13 protein-coding genes are annotated in these 20,034 nt (G+C 41.3%); 5 read left to right on the forward strand and 8 right to left on the reverse strand.

The window, feature by feature from the left end; translation table 11 throughout:
* Nucleotides 1-33: 33 nt before the first annotated feature.
* Together ACXZ1K_RS06565 and odhB are read left to right on the forward strand one after the other, a co-directional pair.
* The gene (locus ACXZ1K_RS06565) at nucleotides 34-2,829 is read left to right on the forward strand and encodes a 2-oxoglutarate dehydrogenase E1 component (protein ID WP_458972586.1); all 2,796 of its coding nucleotides are present in this window, start codon (nucleotides 34-36) and stop codon (nucleotides 2,827-2,829) included.
* A gap of 13 nt (nucleotides 2,830-2,842) precedes the next feature.
* On the forward strand, nucleotides 2,843-4,084 hold the full coding sequence (odhB, locus tag ACXZ1K_RS06570; protein WP_458972587.1) for a 2-oxoglutarate dehydrogenase complex dihydrolipoyllysine-residue succinyltransferase: 1,242 nt from the start codon (nucleotides 2,843-2,845) through the stop codon (nucleotides 4,082-4,084).
* A 66-nt stretch (nucleotides 4,085-4,150) separates the two neighbouring features.
* Here odhB and ACXZ1K_RS06575 read toward each other — a convergent pair whose 3' ends face one another.
* Together ACXZ1K_RS06575 and ACXZ1K_RS06580 are read right to left on the reverse strand one after the other, a co-directional pair.
* Nucleotides 4,151-5,818: a M1 family metallopeptidase gene (locus tag ACXZ1K_RS06575; protein WP_458972588.1), complete on the reverse strand. Its 1,668-nt coding sequence runs from the start codon at nucleotides 5,816-5,818 to the stop codon at nucleotides 4,151-4,153.
* 2 nt (nucleotides 5,819-5,820) lie between these two features.
* A complete protein-coding gene (locus ACXZ1K_RS06580) occupies nucleotides 5,821-7,692 on the reverse strand; it encodes a CocE/NonD family hydrolase (RefSeq protein WP_458972589.1) in 1,872 nt (623 codons plus the stop codon).
* A gap of 145 nt (nucleotides 7,693-7,837) precedes the next feature.
* Here ACXZ1K_RS06580 and ACXZ1K_RS06585 point away from each other — a divergent pair, with 145 nt between their 5' ends.
* Nucleotides 7,838-9,508 (forward strand): ArnT family glycosyltransferase, encoded by a 1,671-nt coding sequence (locus ACXZ1K_RS06585; RefSeq protein ID WP_458972590.1) that lies wholly within the window; start codon nucleotides 7,838-7,840, stop codon nucleotides 9,506-9,508.
* Nucleotides 9,509-9,581: 73 nt separating this feature from the next.
* Nucleotides 9,582-10,988: a dihydrolipoyl dehydrogenase gene (gene lpdA / locus ACXZ1K_RS06590; RefSeq protein WP_458972591.1), complete on the forward strand. Its 1,407-nt coding sequence runs from the start codon at nucleotides 9,582-9,584 to the stop codon at nucleotides 10,986-10,988.
* 31 nt (nucleotides 10,989-11,019) lie between these two features.
* Here the strand turns inward: lpdA and ACXZ1K_RS06595 are convergent, their stop codons facing one another.
* The 6 genes from ACXZ1K_RS06595 to ACXZ1K_RS06620 all read right to left on the reverse strand — a co-directional run bounded on the left by ACXZ1K_RS06595 (nucleotide 11,020) and on the right by ACXZ1K_RS06620 (nucleotide 18,892).
* Nucleotides 11,020-11,841: a hypothetical protein gene (locus tag ACXZ1K_RS06595; protein WP_458972592.1), complete on the reverse strand. Its 822-nt coding sequence runs from the start codon at nucleotides 11,839-11,841 to the stop codon at nucleotides 11,020-11,022.
* Between the two features lie 91 nt (nucleotides 11,842-11,932).
* Nucleotides 11,933-15,127 carry an efflux RND transporter permease subunit gene (locus tag ACXZ1K_RS06600; RefSeq protein WP_458972593.1) on the reverse strand — a complete coding sequence of 1,065 codons (3,195 nt, stop codon included), beginning with the start codon at nucleotides 15,125-15,127 and terminating at the stop codon, nucleotides 11,933-11,935.
* A gap of 6 nt (nucleotides 15,128-15,133) precedes the next feature.
* On the reverse strand, nucleotides 15,134-16,201 hold the full coding sequence (locus ACXZ1K_RS06605) for an efflux RND transporter periplasmic adaptor subunit (RefSeq protein ID WP_458972594.1): 1,068 nt from the start codon (nucleotides 16,199-16,201) through the stop codon (nucleotides 15,134-15,136).
* Nucleotides 16,198-17,541, reverse strand: coding sequence for a TolC family protein (locus tag ACXZ1K_RS06610; RefSeq protein ID WP_458972595.1), 1,344 nt, complete (start codon nucleotides 17,539-17,541; stop codon nucleotides 16,198-16,200). The genes ACXZ1K_RS06605 and ACXZ1K_RS06610 overlap by 4 nt, the downstream gene beginning before the upstream one ends.
* Nucleotides 17,542-17,564: 23 nt before the next feature.
* Nucleotides 17,565-18,161 (reverse strand): TetR/AcrR family transcriptional regulator, encoded by a 597-nt coding sequence (locus ACXZ1K_RS06615; RefSeq protein ID WP_458972596.1) that lies wholly within the window; start codon nucleotides 18,159-18,161, stop codon nucleotides 17,565-17,567.
* 119 nt (nucleotides 18,162-18,280) lie between these two features.
* Entirely contained in the window at nucleotides 18,281-18,892 is a 612-nt protein-coding gene (locus ACXZ1K_RS06620; RefSeq protein WP_458972597.1) for a TetR/AcrR family transcriptional regulator, read from the reverse strand.
* A gap of 80 nt (nucleotides 18,893-18,972) precedes the next feature.
* Between ACXZ1K_RS06620 and murB the strand changes: the two genes are divergently transcribed.
* Entirely contained in the window at nucleotides 18,973-19,986 is a 1,014-nt protein-coding gene (gene murB / locus ACXZ1K_RS06625; protein ID WP_458972598.1) for a UDP-N-acetylmuramate dehydrogenase, read from the forward strand.
* The last annotated feature ends 48 nt before the right edge of the window (nucleotides 19,987-20,034 follow it).

The raw sequence follows: 20,034 nt of genomic DNA on the forward strand, positions 1-20,034 counted from the left end.
TAATTTTGCAACACTTATAGCAATTCAAAAATAATGGATAATTTATCTTATCTCAACGGTGCGAATGCCGAATACATAGAATCCTTATATCAATCTTATAAAGAAGACGCCAATTCAGTTGAATTTGGCTGGCAAAAATTTTTCGAGGGTTTCGACTTCGGTCGCGGCTCATCAGGTAATGCGGTAACTGCAGAGACGCCAGAACATTTTTTAAAGGAAATTAGTGTCCTGAATTTGATAAACGGTTACCGGCAGAGAGGTCACCTTTTTACCCAAACCAATCCGGTAAGGGAGCGCAGACAACATTTACCAACGCTGGATCTGGAGAATTTTGCATTAGCAGAAGCTGATCTGGAAACAGTTTTTAACTCAGGCATTGAAATTGGCATAGGCGCAGCCAAACTAAAAGATATTGTTGCTTTTTTAAAGCAGACCTATTGTAAATCGATAGGTGCGGAATACAAATATGTACGTACCCCGGAGATTTTGCATTGGATTGAAAATAAGATGGAAAGTGTGCGTAACACACCCAACTTTTCAATTGATGAGAAAAGAAGGATCTTAAAAAAGTTAAATGAAGCAGTAAGTTTTGAGAACTTTTTAGGAACTAAATTTTTAGGACAGAAGCGGTTCTCTTTGGAAGGTGCTGAAGCATTGATACCTGCGCTTGATTCTGTAATAGAAAAAGGAGCGGCATTGGGTATTGAAGAGTTTGTAATAGGGATGGCACATCGCGGTCGCCTGAACGTACTTGCCAATATTATGCAAAAAACCTACAAGGATATTTTTGCAGAATTTGAAGGTAAAGGCTACAGTGCAGAATCTCCATTTGGCGGAGATGTGAAGTATCACCTTGGTTATTCTACTGATGTAACAACCAATAGCGGACGTAGCGTGCATTTAAGTTTGTGCCCTAATCCATCTCACCTGGAAACCGTAAACGGGGTAGTAGAGGGGATGACACGTTCTAAAATTGACTTTAAATACGGTGGCGACAATGCGCGCATTGCACCGATATTGATACATGGTGATGCTTCCGTTGCTGGTCAGGGTATTGTTTATGAGGTAATTCAAATGGCCGGACTGGATGGTTATAAAACAGGTGGAACAATCCATTTGATCATCAACAACCAGATTGGTTTCACTACGAACTATAAAGATGGTCGTACCAGTACTTACTGTACTGACATTGCTAAAGTAACGCTATCTCCGGTGTTTCACGTAAACGGAGACGATGTGGAGGCTTTGGTGTATGCCATTAATTTGGCCATGGAATACCGCCAAAAATATAAGAACGACGTATTCATTGACATACTTTGCTACCGCAGGTTTGGACACAATGAGGCAGATGAGCCTAAATTTACCCAACCATTGCTTTACAAGACGATAGAAAAACATGCAAATCCCCGTGATATTTATATTCAGCAATTGATTGGTGAAGGTAAAATGGAAGCGAGTTTGGCTAAGGAGCTTGAAAAAGAATTCCGCGGCATTTTGCAGGAAAGACTAAATGAAGCTAAGGAGATCACTTCCACCTATCAGGATGTGAAATTTGGAGGTGCCTGGTCTGACATGCGAATTGCTACGCCAAAGGATTTTGAAACATCGCCGAACACGGCTGTAAAAAAATCTACCCTGCTGGAGATTGCAAAAAGAATAAGCACACTGCCAGCTGACAAAAAGTTCTTCAAAAAAATTGAAAAGCTTTTTGACGAGCGCAGCAAGATGGCAAGTACTACGCATGTATTCGATTGGGCCATGGGTGAACAACTTGCCTACGGTACTTTGCTTGCTGAAGGTAAAAGAGTACGGTTGAGCGGTCAGGATGTTGAGCGTGGTACGTTTTCACACCGCCATGCTGTATTGACATTAGAAGATTCGGAAGAGGAGTACATCCCTCTGGCAAATGTTTCAGATCAGCAAGCTACTTTTGATATTTACAATTCACACTTGTCTGAATACGGCGTATTGGGATTTGAATATGGTTATGCCATGGCCAACCCGAATGCCTTAACAATTTGGGAAGCACAATTTGGAGATTTCTTTAACGGCGCTCAGATTGTAGTAGACCAGTACATCGCCAGTGCGGAAACCAAATGGCAAAGAGAAAATGGCTTGGTGATGTTGTTGCCACATGGTTACGAAGGTCAGGGTCCGGAGCATTCGTCGGCCAGGATTGAACGTTTTATGGAATTGTGCGCTGATTATAACATGCAAGTAGTGAATTGCAGTACACCTGCTAACTTCTTCCATTCCCTAAGAAGACAATTTAAACGCGACTTTAGAAAGCCGTTGGTGGTATTTACGCCAAAAAGCTTATTGCGCCATCCAAAATGCGTATCTCCGCTCGAGGATTTTACTGATGGAAAATTCCAGGAAGTTATTGCTGACGTGAATGTTAAGGCGGCAGACGTTACCCGGGTATTGTATTGCAGTGGTAAGATCTATTACGAATTGCTGGAGAAGCAAGAAAAGGATCAGATCAAAGATGTTGCGATCGTTCGTGTGGAGCAGTTGTATCCAACTCCGCTTGCGCAGATGGAAGCAGTGTATAAGCAATATAAAAATGCCAAAGAAGCCGTTTGGGTACAGGAAGAACCAGAGAACATGGGCGCATGGCCATACTTGTTGCGGAAAGTTAGAAGAACGATCTTTAACGACATAGAGGTGATATCCCGTAAAGAAAGCAGCAGTACCGCAACCGGATTTGCCAGGCAACATGCCGATCAGCAGGCCTTTATTTTAGCAAGGGCTTTTGAAACGCCTGTAACTGAAAAGGAGCAAAAGATCGCGAAAAAATCGGTGAGTAAAGTATATAATGTAGATTAAGAAAATAGTCATTATGAGTATAGAAATAAAAGTTCCGCCAGTTGGAGAATCAATAACTGAAGTTGTTTTATCGCGCTGGGTGAAAAATGATGGTGATGCAGTAGAGATGGATGAAGTAATTGCTGAGCTGGAATCAGATAAAGCAACATTCGAATTGACTGCAGAGCAAGCTGGAACTTTAAAAGTAGTTGCAGCCGAAGGCGACACATTGGCCATCGGAGCTGTTGTATGTAAGATTGAAGACGGCGGTGCTGCGCCTGCTAAACCAAAAGAAGAAGCTGCTGCCCCTGCAGATGAAAAACCAGTTGTGGCTGCAGATAAAACTGCCACCCCTGTTGCTGAAAAATCTGCTGATACTTATGCTTCAGGCACGCCATCACCTTCTGCAGGTAAAATATTGGCAGAAAAGGGTGTTGAGGCATCTGCTGTTAAAGGCACTGGTGTTGATGGCAGGATTACCAAGGAAGACGCATTAAACGCAGAAAAAGCTGCACCTAAAGCGGAAGCTCCAAAAGCTGCTACTCCAGCACCTGCTGCCCCTGCCGTTGCGGGAGCGAGGAACGAGCGCAGACAAAAGATGTCTCCGTTGAGAAAAACTGTTGCTAAGCGTCTGGTTTCCGTAAAGAATGAAACAGCGATGTTGACCACCTTTAATGAGGTTAACATGAAGCCAATTATGGACTTACGCGGAAAATACAAGGATCAGTTTAAAGAGAAATATGGAGTTGGCCTGGGCTTTATGAGCTTTTTTACGAAAGCGGTTTGTGAGGCATTGAAAGATTTTCCTGCTGTAAATGCAAGGATAGATGGCGAGGAGTTGGTTTACAACGATTTTGCTGATATCTCCATTGCAGTTTCTGCACCTAAAGGATTGGTTGTACCGATCATCCGCAATGCTGAAAGCATGAGTTTGGCGCAGATTGAAAAAACGGTGATAGAATTGGCTACAAAAGCAAGGGATAGCAAATTGACCATTGAAGAAATGACCGGTGGGACATTTACCATTACTAATGGTGGTGTTTTTGGCTCTATGATGTCTACTCCGATTATCAATGCACCACAGTCGGCCATATTGGGCATGCACAACATCATTGAGCGTCCAATAGCAGAAAAAGGGGAAGTGGTCATCCGCCCGATGATGTATCTGGCATTGTCTTACGATCACCGCATCATTGATGGAAGAGAATCTGTTGGGTTTTTGGTAAGGGTTAAGCAATTGCTTGAGGATCCTGCAAGATTACTTTTAGGAATTTAACAGCTATTACATACTGTATAAAAAGCCCGCGATTATGTCAATTGCGGGCTTTTTTATGGTATTTGATTATTGAGGTTTACCTGGCCGGATGTTAATGAAGTAGTTGGAATCGACCTTGAAATTTTGATTCGTCAGGTTCGCATCAACCTTAATTGACTGCCATTTATTGGTAGGGTAGATGGTACTGAAGGTTCCATCCTTCAGTGTTACTTTCAGCGGCATATCAAAGCCCTGAACTTCGGTCACCCAACGGTAGGCTAATTTTCCTGCAGGATCGATGTTGTATTCCAAAACAGGTACTTCAGAAGTTCTTAAATATTGGTCAAAGAACTTGGTTAATTTAAGACCAGTAAATTTAGAAATGTAGCTTTCCACCTGATTGGTGGTAACAGTTTGATGATAAAATGTTTTGTTAAGCCCTCTCAACAATCCCCTAAACTTTTCATCGTTTCCGATCAGTTGCCTAAGCGTATGAATAACATTTGCCCCCTTGTAATACATGTCTGATGAGCCCTCGGTATTCACATTGTACGGACCAATTATCGGCTGATCGTTCCTGATAATTTTTCTGCTGCTGATCACATATTCAGATCCGGCTTGTTTGCCATAATAGGTCTCCAGAAACAATACTTCCGAATAACTGGTAAATGATTCGTGGATCCACATATCCGCAATATCTTTTGAGGTAATGTTGTTCCCGAACCACTCATGTCCGCTCTCGTGTATGGTGATGTAATCGAATTTTAAGCCCCAGTTGGCGGCCGACTTACTGTAGTCCCTACCCAAATAACCCATCTTAAATTTATTGCCATAAGCAACGGCACTTTGATGTTCCATTCCAAGAAAGGGAGCCTGAACCAGTTTGTAGCCATCTTCATAGAACGGGTAGGGGCCGAACCAGTGCTCAAACGATTGGAGCATGCGCCTGGTATCTGCCTCCCAGTGTGGTCTGGCCTGAAGGCTATCCTCTGCCAGCGACCAGTAATCCAGCGACAAGCTGCCTTTTTCGCCCGCATATTTATCAGTCCAGTGTGCGTATTTGCCGATATAAAAAGTAACGTTGTAATTGTTAATTGGATTGCTCACGAACCAGTTGTACTGCACCCATCCGTTGTCTTTGTTAACGATGCTCCTTAAACGGCCATTTGAGATTTCATTTAAGCCTTTAGGGATGGTAATGCTGATTTGCATGCTATCAACCTCATCACTTTGATGGTCTTTTGTAGGCCACCAGGAACTAGCACCAAAACCCTGACAAGCTACGGATATCCATGGATTACCAGACCTGTCCTTGCTGAAGATAAAGCCGCCATCCCAGGGTGGGTTTCTGGCGGTGTTTGGTGAGCCGGAATAGAAAACTTTAAAGCTTTGTTTGCTGCCTTTTTTAATTAGTGATGGAAAGGCAAGGAAGACTGCATTGAGTGTTCGTTGATAAGTGATCTCTGTACCATTAAAAACTATCTTATCAATCTTCAAATCAGAAAATAGGTCTATTTGAAGCTGACTAAAATCTGTAACCGCAGTGAAACGAAATTCATTACTGCCCGAGACGGTTTTTTCTATCGGGTCAATACGCACATCAAGGTGGTAATAGTTGATGTCATAACAGCTCCTCAATGAACCATACTGACCCCTTAGACTATCTTGTTTGCTAAATTGTTTTGCGCCTACCTGGGCATTACTAACCAGTGCGGCAAGTGACAACCAGACAAGCGCTAGTGCAAATCGCTTCATGTTTATTTTAAAACAGTTAAGGTTATAGAAGATGAGTTGTTTACATCATGGAATATCCGATGGGTGGCTTTTTGGAAATCGGATGGCCCGGCCTGGTAGATGTCCATAAATTTCTGAGGATTTCTATCTGCCAGTGGGAACCATGAATTTTGTACCTGTATCATTATTTTGTGTCCCTTTTTGAAGGTATGGGCGACATCAGGTAAAGCATAGTTTACCTTGGTTACCATGCCTGGTACAAAGGCTTCCGGTTTTTCGAAACTGTTACGGTATTTTCCGCGCATGATTTCACCCCTGACCAGCATTTGATAACCACCCATTAGTAAGTTTTTTGGATTTGGGATTGGGGCGGGTGCATCTTCAGGATATACATCGATGAGCTTGACTACGTAATCTGCATCAGTGCCAGTTGTGGAAACAACCAGGTTAGCCAAAACAGGACCTGTTAGGGTGATGTCTTCAGTGAGTGCATCAGTCTGATAAACTTTAACATCAGGTCTTCTTGCCGCGAAACGCTGATCATCTATCATGTACTCTCTTGTTCTTTTTGCTTGGATACCATCCTGGTAGGGCACGGGGTTGTTGGGGTCACTCACATATTCATCCCAGCTGTCGGTTCTGCCAACTTTTTCAAAGGCGAGTTTGCCATTGGGCTGTAGGTATAGGGTTTTCTGTTCAGTTTCCTTAGGAGGCCATGCGGAAAAGCTTTTCCACTGGTTGCTGCCGGTTACAAAAATATTTGCTTCTGCGGGATTAAAATCACCTTCGCCTTTTAGGTAGTGCTTAAAGAACGGCAGTTCATATTTTTCCTGGTACTGCGTGCTGGTAGGTTGGCCAAATTCGATATCTCCGAAAGCGCTGCCGGTACTTCTTACCCATCCGCCATGGAACCAGGGCCCCATAACCAGGATGTTGTTTGCTCCCGGGTTTTGTCGCTCTATGCTTTTATAGGTTGCAAAGGTTCCGTACGCATCTTCGGCATCAAAGAAACCGCCAACCACCATTACGGCTGGCTTTACGTTTTTCAGATGAGGTTGTATGTTCCTTGCTTTCCAAAAGGTGTCCAGGTTTGGATGTGCAAATAAATTGTTCCAGAACCTGATGCTATCGGCAAAGTACTGATCCTTTAAGCTTTTAACGGAACCAGCTTCCAGATAGAATCTGTAATTGTCTGCAATCGGGAATTTAAAGGGCTTTGGTCCTTTATCAGGAGTGATGGGCATTGGTCTAGGCACCCCAAAGGTGGTCATGAAGCTAAAGGCGTCCATCAGGAACAGCACCCCGTTGTGGTGAAAATCATCGCCCACAAACCAATCGGTTACCGGGGCCTGGGGCGAGACCGCTTTTAATGCCGGATGTGCTGCCGGAAGGGATGTAGTAGAATAGAAGCCAGGATAGGATATTCCGTAAATCCCTGCTTTGCCATTGTTGTTCTTAATGTTTTTAACCAACCAATCGATGGTATCGTAGGTGTCGGAACTCTCATCGATATCTTTTTTAGTTTTTTTGTTGGCTACCTGTGGTCTGATGTCGTCAAACGTCCCTTCGCTCATCCATTTTCCCCTGACATCCTGATAAACAAAAATAAAGCCTTCGCGCATCATGGCGGGAAAATTACCGAGACTGGTTTTAAACTTATCGGCCCCGTATGGTGCAACGGTGTACGGTGTCCTGTTGATCAGGAACGGATATTTCTTGGTTTGGTCCTTAGGGATATAAATGGCAGTGAAGAGTTTTACCCCATCTCGCATTGGAATGCTGCGTTCAATTTTTGTATAGTTTTCAAGGACATAAATGGAGTCCAAATTTTGAGCATAACTGGCGAAGCCGGTACTAAAAAGTACGGTAAGTAAAAGGAGTTTTAAACGTGCCATGGTGATTCAGATTTATTCGATAAACCTACAAAAAATATAATTTTATAGCTCCATTAAACGAAGTTGTCTTTAAAAATTTACATCTGCACTTGAAAAGCGGTTTTTAGTTACTTTTGCATCCTGACGCAGATGTAAATAATTAACAATGGAAACAATGGAGCACCAGGTTTCAGGGCAAAAGGCCAAATGGCTGTATCTATTTATTGGATTGGCAGTTTTTGTTAACCTAAGCGGACTATTTGTTACTATTATTGGACCCGATGGTGCGTTATATGCTTCCATAGCCAAGACAATGGTGGTTAGGAACAATTTTGCAGACCTGTTTGTAGAAGGTCGCGACTGGTTGGACAAACCCCATTTCCCGTTTTGGATGGCTGCTTTATCCTTTAAACTGTTTGGGATGAGTTCCTGGGCTTATAAGTTGCCGGCTATTCTTTTTACTTTTATTGGGGCTATCTATACTTACAAGCTGGCGTTAACCATTTACAATAAGGAAATTGCGTTGTGGGCTGCGCTAATTCTCCTGACCGCGCAACACATCATTTTGTCGGACATGGACGTAAGGGCAGAACCTTACCTCACCGGATTAATTATTGGCAGCGTTTATCATTTTTATAAAGCACAGTCAAACAAATGGTTTGTTCATCTGCTCATTGGCTGTTTCTGGGCTGCTTGTGCCGTGATGACCAAAGGGATTTTTGCGTTAATCCCTGTTTTCGGTGCGATTGCAGGTCCGCTCATCATCATGAAGAATTGGAAAATGTTATTCAATTTCAGGTGGTTGCTTTCAGTTGTACTTATTTTGATTATGGTGATACCAGAATTGTGGTGTTTGTATTTGCAATTTGACAAGCATCCAGAAAAGCTGGTCTTTAATCAACATGGTGTTTCGGGGATTAAGTTTTTCTTTTGGGATAGCCAGTTTGGACGTTTTTTTAATACTGGCCCCATAAAAAAGTCCGGAGGTGATCCATCATTCTTTTTGCATACTATACTTTGGGCTTTTCTGCCTTGGTCGGTCCTGTTCTATATAGCTGTGGTCGACTTCTTTAAGAATAAAAAGCGAAGACTAAACGAAGCAAGCTGGCTGTGCATCAGCGGTTCGATCTTGACCGTCCTGGTGCTTTCCTTATCCAAATTTCAGCTGCCGCATTATATCATTATTATCTTTCCGTTTTTTGCCATAATTACCGCCAGTTATTTCAATAAAATAGAGGTGCCTAAAGTGCTGCGGGGTATAGCTATTACTCAAAAAGTGATTATGGTGCTGGTTGTACTGCTATTGCTGGTCATACAATTTTTGTTCAGCGCGAGTATAACTTTGCTTTTCAGCATATTGCTGGCGATTGGCATTGCAATTTTTAGCTACGCCAGCTTCACAATAAAAGACAGGCATAAGATATTTTTTCAAACTGCGGCACTGATGATCATCGTTAATGTTTACTTTAATCTTGCTTATTATCCAGGTTTAACAACATATCAATCAGACAGTGAAGCGGCTACATGGCTCAATGCGAACAATCCCGAACACCTGCCGGTGGTTAAAATGGTGAACAACTATGCTTACGCGATTGATTTTTACAGTAAAGAAGTGGTGCACGATTATCGCTTAGGCGAGGAAAATGCACTGCCTGCAAAGCCCTATTATTTATATGGAGAAAAAGAGGCGGTGGATGAACTGATGAAAGCGAACCCGAAGATTGAAGTTGTTAAATCTTTTGAAAGTTATCAGATCACCAGGATGAAGTTGAAGTTCCTGAACCATGCTACCCGTAAGGACGCGGTTGGTATTGCCCAGCTTGTCATAGTAAGATAGAACTTTATAATAAACCAGTACGCCATGCGGTTATTCTTTTGAGGTTTCTTAACTTTGCAAAAAAATATTTCATATGCAGTACGATGTAGTTGTAATTGGTTCCGGTCCCGGCGGATATGTTGGCGCAATTAGATGTGCCCAACTAGGCATGAAAACAGCGGTAATAGAAAAATATAAAACTTTTGGTGGTACTTGTTTAAATGTTGGATGTATTCCATCTAAAGCATTGCTGGATTCCTCAGAGCATTTTCATAACGCAGCCCATACGTTTAAAACACATGGGATAGCGCTTAAGGATTTGAGCGTGGACATGCCGCAAATGATTGCTCGTAAAAACGATGTGGTTAACCAAAACACAGCAGGCATACAATATCTTTTCAAAAAAAATAAAATTGATAGTTTTGAAGGTGTTGGATCTTTCGTAGACAAGAACACCATTAAGGTGACAAAGGCAGATGGCAGTACAGAAACCATCACTGCGAAGAATGTAATTATTGCAACTGGATCTAAGCCTACGGCTTTGCCTTTTCTTTCTGTTGACAAAAAGCGCATCATTACCTCTACCGAGGCATTAAATATTCAGGAAGTTCCTAAACAAATGATTGTAATAGGTGGCGGCGTAATTGGACTGGAATTGGGTTCTGTATACGCAAGATTGGGTACAAAGGTTTCTGTTATTGAGTTCTTGCCATCCATTATTGCCACTATGGATGCTGGTTTGGGAAAGGAATTGCAACGGGTGTTAAAAAAATCCCTTGGAATGGAATTTTACATGAACCATAAAGTAACCGGGGCGACTACTAAAGGTAAGAAAGTTACAGTTACTGCTGAAAATTCAAAAGGAGAGCAAGTTAGTCTGGACGCCGATTACTGCATAGTTGCGGTTGGCCGTACAGCCTATACTGCCGGTCTTGGTTTAGAAAATATTGGGATTAAAACTGAAGATAGGGGAAATAAGATCGCGGTAAATGAACATTTGGAAACTAGTGTTCCTGGTGTATTTGCCATTGGCGATGTGATCAAAGGCGCTATGCTTGCCCACAAGGCGGAGGATGAAGGCATTTATGTTGCTGAAAGACTAGCAGGACAGAAACCGCACATTAACTATAATTTGATTCCCGGAGTTGTATACACCTGGCCTGAAGTGGCGTCTGTTGGTTTTACAGAAGAGCAATTGAAAGAAAAGGGAACTGCTTACAAAGCCGGTTCTTTTCCCTTCAAAGCTAGTGGAAGAGCAAAAGCAAGTATGGATACGGATGGTTTTGTGAAGGTGTTGGCCGATACGAAAACTGATGAGATTCTTGGTGTACATATGATTGGTCCGCGTGCTGCCGACATGATTGCCGAAGCTGTTGTTGCCATGGAATTCAGAGCATCTGCAGAAGATATTGCAAGAATTTGCCACGCACACCCAACTTATACAGAAGCACTAAAAGAAGCAGCGATGGCCGCTACGGAAAATAGGGCAATACATATTTAATTAAATTCGTTACAATACAGAAGGCTGCAAATTATTTTGCGGCCTTTTCTTTTATCTGAGGGTATGTTTCGTATAGTGCTTTAACTGCAATCTCAATAAGCCGCAGATGTTCATCCTGATGGCCATGTTGCACTTCTACATTTACATAAGGAATATTTTTTTGCATCGCATATACAGAAAGCGATCCGTCATCAGGTACTTCAGCGGCTTGAAGCACGACATTTATATTTTCCCTTTTAAGCCTGTTGAAAAGCTTTAAATCTGTAACAAATATCAGGTCGTCAGGATCGTTGAACGGATTAATACAAACAGAATCAGCAGCAGCAGCCATTTCGTTACCCTTTAAGTAGGAAGACACACCAAAACCGCCATCGGCATTGTTATGAAGGGTAAAAAAGTAGCCTTGCTTGCTGGCATCGTAGGTTTCTAGTATTGTTTTTGACACATTTTCCAACTGTTTCAAAACCTGATCATTGTCTGCATTGCCAAATTTGAAAAGTCGGGTTACCAAGCCTTCATAAGTGTAGATACTATTGGGATCCGTTATAAAGTCGTTCCCATTATGGGAGAACTTGAAATTCCTGCCGTTACCATATTGGCAATCGATGATGCTTCCACCACTGAATTGAATGTACTCAAAGGCTGCTTTTACTCCGGTATCCTCATCATCATGGATGGCTAAGAAATTAATATTTGGCTTGCCGTAACTATATTTTACCAGGTTAACCCTCAGGTTATTCCAAACAATTTTTGTGGTGTCTGTTCGCATTCCCTCAAAGACAGGGGGGTGCTGCGCTTTGGTATTGATGAAAAAGCTCAGAAAAATAACAAATAACCAGTTGTACTTCAGCATATCAAGTGGTTAAGATAGTAAATTTGACTGAAGCTCGAAAAACAAAAAGAGGAACTTTTTAGGGTTCCTCTTCAAAATGATTACTATTTAATTAGTGACTCGCATCGATGTCATATTCCAAAACATCTTTGTGGTCGTATGGTTCAGCCATTAGTTCGTCAATGCTCTTACCCTTTTTATTAAATCCTAGCTTATCCAGAATGATATCAAAGATTAAGTAAACTACAGGCACCACGATTAGTGTTAAAAATAGTGAACTGGTTAGTCCCCCAACAATAACCCATGCCAAACCGTTCTTCCATTCTGCACCGGCACCACTTGCCAAGGCAATCGGTAGCATACCAAAAATCATGGCGATGGTAGTCATCAGGATTGGACGCAAACGGGCATGATTGGCTAATATTAACGCCTCTATTGTAGTTTTTCCTTCTGCCTTCATGTGGTTGGTAAAATCGACCAGGATGATCGCATTTTTTGCAACCAGACCCATTAGCATAATCAACCCTAGAATGGTGAATATACCGATTGAGTTGTTGGTGAGTGCTAGTGCCAAGAATGCTCCGATTAGCGCAAGCGGAAGCGAGAACATTACCACCAGGGGATAAACAAAACTGTCGTACAACGCTACCATGATCAGGTAAACTAAAATAATTGATGCCAATAAGGCAATACCTAAGGTTCCGAAACCTTCAGCCTGGTTTTCCTGATCTCCGCCCCAGGCGTAGCTAACGCCAATTGGTGCTTTAAGTTTTCCGTCTTTTTGCAGGTCTTCTAATTTCTTTTGAAACTCAGCAACTACAGTACCTGTTGGCCTTCCAATAGACTGGGCTTTTACGGATACGGAAGTGGATTTATTTAATCGCTCTAACTGACTAGGTCCAGAACCTTCAGTAATGGTTGCAAATTGCGATAATTTTACCTGAGCGCCGTTAGAGTTAACGAAAACCAGGTTACGTACATCATCCACATTCTTTCTATTGAAATCCTGGTACTGGATATTGATGTCATATTCGTACTCGCCTTTTCTGTACTTACCATCTGTATTACCGGCAAAAGCAGTTTGCATGGTTGATCCTACAGTTTGCAATGTTAAGCCCACTGCCGACATCTTATCGCGGTCTACCTGCACGTTAATCTCAGGAGTTCCTTTTTCAACAGATAACTTGATTTCAGTTGCACCAGGTATTCCTGCAAGTACTTTTTGAGCACCTTCTGCATATTTTAAAGCACTATCCAGATTAGAACCCATTACAACGAGTTGAATTGGTGCGTTCTCTGCGATACCCAAAATACTAATCGGTACTGTTTTTACCTTTGCACCTACCAATTCCTTTGCCAGGGCACGACTCATTTTGGTTGCGAAAATGTCGGATGACACGTTATTACGTTCCTTACGATCGACAAGCTTTACGTTGATCTCGGACTTGTAGGCAGTTGCCTGTGTTCCTCCAAAATCTCCACTCGCTTGTCCCACAGTAGTAATTTGTTGTACTATCTCTGGTTGTTTAGCCAAAAATGCTTCAGCACGCTGCGTGTAGAAGTTGGTTTGTGATAGCGGCGCATCTTTAGGCATTTCGATCTGAATTAGAAACTCTCCCTTGTCAGATTTAGGAAAGAACTCAGAACCGATAAAGCCTGCCCCGGCTAACCACATTGCTGCCACAAACAAAACTACAACAGCTGCCATGGTGCGTCTTTTATGATTTAACGACCAGGTTAGGATTGAAGTAATCCATAGCGTGAATTTTTTCAACTGCTTCTCAAACCAAAGAATAAAGCGGCCAAATACATTTTTACCTTCGATATGTTCTAATTTTCCATACCTGGAGAACAATAACGGTACGATGGTAAAGGATGCAAGTAATGAAAGCATTGTTGCAATGATAACAACCACACAGAACTGGCGTAAAATATTAGATACCAGACCTGAACTAATGGCGATAGGGAAGAATACCACGACAATTACCAGGGTAATGGACACTACGGTAAAACCAATTTCCCGGGTTGCATCTGAAGCCGCCCTTACTTTATTTTTACCCATCTCCATGTGTCTCTGGATATTCTCCAGCACCACAATGGCATCATCCACCAAAATACCGACTACGAGTGATAGGCCTAACAGTGACATCAGGTTTAAAGTGAAACCAAATAAGTTGATGCCGATAAAAGTTGCAATTAATGAAGCCGGTATAGATACCATTACGATTAACGCGTTTCTTAAACTGTGCAGGAAGAAAAGCATCACAAACGCAACCAATATCACAGCAAGGATCAAATCGTGAATTACTGCGTCTGCAGACTCCAACGTGAAAATTGAACTATCGTTTACAATCTTGATGTCCAGCTTGTTTGCTGCATATTCTTTTTTAAGTTTTTCAATAACGGCGTGTACACCCTTACTTACTTGTACCGCATTTGCATCACTTTGTTTGATGATTTGTATCGCGATTGCTCCCGCTCTGTTGATACGTGCTAATTTTTCGGTTTCTTTTTGAGCATCCTGTACATCGGCAACATCACCCAAACGAATTTGGGCGCCATCTTTTGAGGTGGTTAGTACCAGGTTTCTCAATTCCTCTAAGCTGGCGTATTTACCAGACAAGCGGATTAATACATCTTGATTTGCAGTCTTAACACTTCCGGTAGGGAAATCAAGATTTGAACTCAAAATCATCTGCTGAACCTGTGGTACAGAAAGTGCGTATCCCTGAAGTTTATTGGCATCCAAAGAAACTTGAATTTCCCGTTCAGAACCGCCAATTAGATTCACCTGCGCAATACCACTTACCCTTGAGATCACTGGAGCAATTCTTTGATCGATCAGATCATAAAAGCTTACATCATCCATGTTTGCGGAAGCGGACATCGTGATTACAGGAAGGTCATCCAAGGAGAACTTACTTAATGAAGGAGCTTTTACATCTTCTGGTAAATTTGACAGTATCGCATTTACCTTCCGTTGTGCATCATTCAATGATATGTCGATGTTTGCTGCATCCGTTAGCGTAATCGTTACCGTTGATAAACTCTCGAATGAAACGGAGTTTATCTTTTTGATATTCTCCATTGATGATACTGCATCTTCAATTTTCTTAGTTACGGTATTTTCTACCTCCGATGGTGAAGCCCCAGGATAGATGGTTGAAATTGAAACAACGTTGTTGGAGAATTTTGGTAACAACTCATAGCCCAACGAAAAGTAGCTTAATAGCCCCAATAAGGTAAGCGCGGTAAAAACCACAATTACCAGGGAGGGCCTCTGTATAGATATATCTGTTATCTTCATCTCTTTCTATTTTACAATACTTACTGCAGTGCCGTCAGCTAAATTGATCTGTCCACTGGTGATCACAGTTTCTCCTTCAGTTAATCCCTCAAGAATTTCCACAAAATCACCTAAGATGCGTCCTGACGTTACTTTACGAACTTTAGAAGTATTATTTGATTTATCGTATATAAACACCTGATTGCTGCTTACACTACCCACAAATGAGGTGCGTGGAACTAAGATTACAGGAGCCTGTTTAGGGAAGTTAAATACAGCCGTTCCGTACATACCCGCTTTGAGGGTGTTCTTTGCATTATTTCCTACTTCAATTTCTATTGGGAAATTTAAGGTGGCGTCTGCTTTTGCGGCGATGAAAGTAACCTTACCACTAAATTTATCTGTAGGAAATACCGACGATTTGATGTCGATCCTGTCGCCCACCTTAAGATTAGCCACTTGACTTTCATTTACGGTCACTTTCAATTTCAAACTGGAAACATCAACCAGTTCAAACATTTGCGTTCCCTGCGCATTTACGAAAGCACCAACTTCAACATATTTTTTATTTACAATAGCGTTGATGGGAGATTTAAGGTTGGCATCGCTCACTTTCTTGGTTGCACTTTGTAATCTTAAGCGTGCATTTTTTACAGATAGTTTTGCATTATCCAATTGCTGTTGGGTTACGCCTCCTGTGGCAAATGCACTGCTGTATCTTGCCTCATCTTTTATTGCGTTTTCAAGAGTAGCTTCGGCAGTTTCTTTGTCTGTATTGATGATCTCGGCATCGATGCGAGCCAGCACTTGACCTTTGCTAACATAATCGCCCTCTTTAACGAAAATCTTACTCACACGGCCAGCGCTTTCAGCCATAAAATTGAGTTCCTGTTTCGGCGCAAATACACCGTTAACACTAAAGTCAAGGTCAACCACTTTCTTTTCTACAGTTGCAACGCGAACGGCAACCGCTCCACCACCCTCTGCAATGAAAGCAGTTTTGGCTTCATTTTTCTTCTTGTTATTGGTTAATATGAAGGCGATAACTGCTATAGCGGCAGCAATTACCAGGACTGCTATAATTATTCTTTTCATTGTAATAGTGATTTTATATTTCCGTTTGATTTGATTAATTGTATTTCAGCAATTTTATAGTTTAAGAGTGCCTGAGTATAACTGTTCTGTGCCTCGGTTAGCGAACTTTCTGTGTCCAGCAAATCAGTTAAAGTAGCCAAGCCATTGTTGTAGTTGTTCTGCGTACTTTTATAGATCTCATTTGCCAGATCTGCATTCTTCTTCTGTGCATTTATTGCATTCAAGCTGTAGCGTAATTGATTCTTAGCATTATCGAACGCTAAGTTCAGGGAATTGGTCGTTTCCCTTCTATCTTCGTTTGCTTTTTTGATATCTACATCTGCCTGACGAACTTTTGAACGGGTTAAAAAGCCGTTGAATATTGGCACTTTTAAGGTTAATCCTATTGCCGATGACCCATAGCCAATAGCGGCAGCGTTAGAGCTTAAAAAATCAAAACCACCACTCTGACTGGAATAGGTATAATTTCCTGATAAAGCTAATGATGGATAATACTCAGCAACATATGCTTTACGCTGAAGCCATAATAGCTTGTCTTGTGTATTTAGAATTTTAATCTCTGTTCTGTTATTCAATGCCACTGTATCTGCAAACTGAGGAAGTTCTGTAACTTCAGAAAGTTCAGTTTTAGGAAGCGTGATGGCCGTGTTTACCGGCATTCCCATCGCAAACTTCAACTGATTTTCCAATTGAGTGATTGAATTAGAAATCTGCTCGCGTTGTGTCTGTAAGTTAGTAAGCCTTACCGTAATACGGTCAACATCGATTTTTTTAGCCAAACCATTTTTATAGTTGCTGGCGATGGCATTTTCATTCGCCGTTACATTTTTAATGTTGTTCTCTATCACAACCAATTGTTGCCTGGTTACGAGTGCCTGATAATAGTTGTTGGCTACTAGTTCGATGATCTGCTCCTCTGTTAGAAGAGATGTAAGGCTGTAGTATTCCTCACTTGACCTTGCGGCTTGCAGACCGGTAAATACTTGTTGATTAAAAATCTGTTGAGAAAGTTGAACACCAGCAGTTGAATTCCATTTTTGACCGAATTTCAATGTCTGTAGTTGTCCCCCGAAATCAACAACCTGTTGTCCAATGATCGGATTATAGGTAAGGCCACTTGTTCCTGTGATTTGTGGTAAAGCCTGGGCTCTCACTTCCTCTACCTTATACCTGCCTTTGTCTATGTCCAGCTTAGCTTTACGAATCCTAACGTTGTTCTGTACTGCAAAATTTAAGGCATCCTTTAAACTTAAAGTTTGCTGTGCAGTTACCGTATTGGATAATGCCAGACCCAGTAGGAGCAAGGGGATGGTTTTTATTTGTTTGATGATCGCATTCATATAATATAGTATAGTTTGTATTCTTATTTAAGTCCTTTAACAAATATTTTTGATAAACTAAGCTGTTTGTCAAGCATGATCTTCATATCCTTCTTGCTTGGGAATAGTTCTTTGTTGCCGTGCATGATACAGAGCGAAGTTATTCCCATTAGGCTCTCCAGGTAAAGTTCAACTGTTTTTTCCAGGTCGGTTTCAGCAATTTCTCCCTTGTCCAATGCCCTTTTGAAAATGCTGACATGGATATCCACGTTCTTCTTCTTCATATGCATGAACCTAGCCTTAAGCTCATCTGAGTTTAAGGAGGCGTCAGGACTGGATCCGGACAGGTGGAGCATATAATATTTTTGAAAAAACTTAAATCTGATCTCTATAAAATCATTAAGACGCTCGTCTAGCGACTTCTCGATCAGCAATTCTTTTTCAGCTAATTCGAAATAATCATCAAATATCTTTTGGATCACGCCTTCTATCAAGCTGCTTTTATCCGGGAAATAATAATATAATGATGGTTTTGATACAGAGAGGTCTTCAGCAATCTCATTCATCGTCGTCTTCTGGATGCCATAGTGGATAAAGCGCTTTATCGCGCCTTCTATTATTGCATCTCTTTTCTTGTCCATTACTAACATCCTACTTTTTTTCTTTCTGACTTTTTTATTTCAATGGTCAAAAATAAGGCCATTATTTGAACTGCCGAAATTTAAAATGATAAATCGTCCAAAATTACCTGAAATTGACTTTAATGTGCTTTGGCTGAGACACCAGTCATAAATATTTCTGCGAATATTTTTTCTTTATAAAAGATGGTTTTAAACTGGTCTTTGCCGGGGAATATGTTTTTGTCTTTGGCCAAAATGTTAAAGTGGATTCCAGCAATGGCATCAAGAAATATGTCTGTGGCCAGTTTTGGATCTTCCATTGTCAATTCTCCACTTGAAATGCCGCGCGTAAATAATGAGTTGATAATGATCTTCTCAAAAGTTTTTGCTTTTTCAAATTTCTCAAAAAGATCATCAGGCAAGTCATTCCCAATCGTTTGGCTGGATTCGTACAGGTTGTAGTATTTTTGTATAAATGACTGTCTCTTTTGCAGCAGTTTCAGGACAGCCTCTTTTGCCGTAGCAGTCTTGTCTATGGATTTTACGAATTCCCGGCTAACCTTGTGCATCAGGTATTCCATGGTACTTACGTACAAACTTAGTTTGTCTGGAAAATAATAATATAAAAGCGCCTTGGATAATGAGATATCTTTTGCTATTTCAGACATGGTCGTCTTTGAAAGGCCATAATGGGCGAATCTCTTTAGTGCAGCTTCGATAATTAATATTTTCTTCTTATCCTGGTTTTCCATAAAAAATCTAATATACAAAGGGGCAATTAAAGTGCCTAACTATTTTTTTCTAAGTTTGTACTTTATATACTAATATATCCATGCTCACTGTTCAAGAAAATATTTCGCTTAAGCCATACAACACGTTTGGAATTTCTGCATTTGCTGCTGCCTTTGTGGAGATTGTAACTGTGGAGGATTTGAGTGAAATACTTCAGACGGACCTTAAAAGTAAGCCATTGCTAGTATTGGGTGGCGGAAGCAATGTTCTTTTTACGAAGGATTTTGAAGGGTTGGTAGTGAAGATAAGTATACCTGGCATCAGTTATGCCGAAACAGAAGATGGGGTTAAAGTTACTGCAGGAGCTGGTGTGCTCTGGCATGCGCTGGTTACATTTTGCGTTAATAATGGTTTCGCCGGATTAGAAAACCTCAGTTTAATTCCTGGAACAGTAGGGGCTTCGCCAGTACAAAATATTGGCGCCTACGGTGTTGAATTGAAAGATGTGTTTGACTCTTGCATTGCTTATGAAATTCAAACTGGCGATAAGAGAATCTTTAATTACGATGACTGTAAATTTAGTTACCGGGAGAGTGTTTTTAAAACAGAACTCAAAGGACAATATATAATTACTTCGGTTACATTTAAACTTAGCAACACTCCGAAGATCAATACACGGTATGGAGCTATTCAGGAAGAGCTTAAAAGGCGTAACATTACAGCTCCAACCATTGCAGATGTTTCAACTGTGGTATCAGAGATTAGGGTAGGCAAACTTCCTGACCCTTCAACTATAGGTAATGCGGGTAGCTTTTTCAAAAATCCTGTTGTTAGTGCAGCGGCATTTCGGGTTCTTTGTAAGAAATTTCCAGACGTTGTTCATTACTCTCTTCCAGAAGGCGGGGAAAAGTTGGCCGCGGGATGGCTTATTGAGCAATGCGGATTTAAGGGAGTTACTATTGGACAAACAGGCACCTGGAAACACCAAGCACTCGTTTTGGTTAATCACGGAGATGCAACCGGGACAGAAGTGTATAGTTTTTCAGAACAGATCATTTTGGCTGTGGATGCCAAATTTGGTGTTCGTTTAGAAAGAGAAGTAAATATTTTGTGACATTTACTTTCTTTGCCATTAAACAGACAAAATTGATTTCTTAACATC

The sequence above is a fragment of the Pedobacter jaeyakensis genome, assembly GCF_054461315.1.

Bases quoted from the DNA above. Each gene is read 5' to 3' on its own strand.
- lpdA (WP_458972591.1), top strand. From the start codon at position 9,582: ATGCAGTACGATGTAGTTGTAATTGGTTCCGGTCCCGGCGGATATGTT.
- ACXZ1K_RS06580 (WP_458972589.1), bottom strand. From the start codon at position 7,692: ATGGCACGTTTAAAACTCCTTTTACTTACCGTACTTTTTAGTACCGGC.
- odhB (WP_458972587.1), top strand. From the start codon at position 2,843: ATGAGTATAGAAATAAAAGTTCCGCCAGTTGGAGAATCAATAACTGAA.
- ACXZ1K_RS06600 (WP_458972593.1), bottom strand. From the start codon at position 15,127: ATGAAGATAACAGATATATCTATACAGAGGCCCTCCCTGGTAATTGTG.
- ACXZ1K_RS06610 (WP_458972595.1), bottom strand. From the start codon at position 17,541: ATGAATGCGATCATCAAACAAATAAAAACCATCCCCTTGCTCCTACTG.
- ACXZ1K_RS06565 (WP_458972586.1), top strand. From the start codon at position 34: ATGGATAATTTATCTTATCTCAACGGTGCGAATGCCGAATACATAGAA.
- ACXZ1K_RS06615 (WP_458972596.1), bottom strand. From the start codon at position 18,161: ATGGACAAGAAAAGAGATGCAATAATAGAAGGCGCGATAAAGCGCTTT.
- ACXZ1K_RS06620 (WP_458972597.1), bottom strand. From the start codon at position 18,892: ATGGAAAACCAGGATAAGAAGAAAATATTAATTATCGAAGCTGCACTA.
- ACXZ1K_RS06575 (WP_458972588.1), bottom strand. From the start codon at position 5,818: ATGAAGCGATTTGCACTAGCGCTTGTCTGGTTGTCACTTGCCGCACTG.
- murB (WP_458972598.1), top strand. From the start codon at position 18,973: ATGCTCACTGTTCAAGAAAATATTTCGCTTAAGCCATACAACACGTTT.
- ACXZ1K_RS06605 (WP_458972594.1), bottom strand. From the start codon at position 16,201: ATGAAAAGAATAATTATAGCAGTCCTGGTAATTGCTGCCGCTATAGCA.
- ACXZ1K_RS06585 (WP_458972590.1), top strand. From the start codon at position 7,838: ATGGAAACAATGGAGCACCAGGTTTCAGGGCAAAAGGCCAAATGGCTG.
- ACXZ1K_RS06595 (WP_458972592.1), bottom strand. From the start codon at position 11,841: ATGCTGAAGTACAACTGGTTATTTGTTATTTTTCTGAGCTTTTTCATC.